General features: G+C 66.7%; 1 protein-coding gene. It reads right to left on the bottom strand.

What is annotated here, in order from left to right:
* Positions 1-490: transposase (locus CWO89_RS45145; protein WP_207234737.1), on the bottom strand; the 490-nt coding region annotated here is incomplete at both ends.

Below are 490 nucleotides of genomic sequence, written 5' to 3'. Positions count from 1 at the left end.
CGTCGCGCCGACAAATCGCGCCTCTGCCAGCGCTCGTACTCGCCTTGCCACTCCGCGGTCAGCCGGGAAATCACCGCGGGCGACAGGTTCGGTGCGTCCTTGCCCAGCAAGGCCGTCAGCGCCTCCTGGAAATCGCCGGTCGAGATGCCGCGCAGGTACAGAATCGGCAACAGCGCATCCAGGCTTCTGGTCCGCCGTGCCCACAGCGGCAGGATCGCCGAGCTGAACCGGATCCGCTCACTATCGCCGGCCGCCCCACGGTCGCGAATCTTCGCCCGCGCGACCTCGACCGGACCGATGCCCGTCGCAATCGTTCGCGCCGGGCCGTAACCATGCCGCACGACACGGGCGCGTCCGTCGGCAAGCTTCAAATCCTTCATCGTGGCAAGAAAGGTCTCGACTTCGACCTCGACGGCCTGCGCCAGAAGCTGCCGCGCACCAGCACGCAGGATATTGGTCAGTGGATCGTCGATCTCGTCGGGCTGACGGA

Source organism: Bradyrhizobium sp. Leo170 (assembly GCF_004296405.1).
Lineage (GTDB): Bacteria > Pseudomonadota > Alphaproteobacteria > Rhizobiales > Xanthobacteraceae > Bradyrhizobium.
The sequence above is the reverse complement of the archived record's forward strand: the minus strand, read 5'-3'. Positions and strand labels throughout refer to the sequence as shown.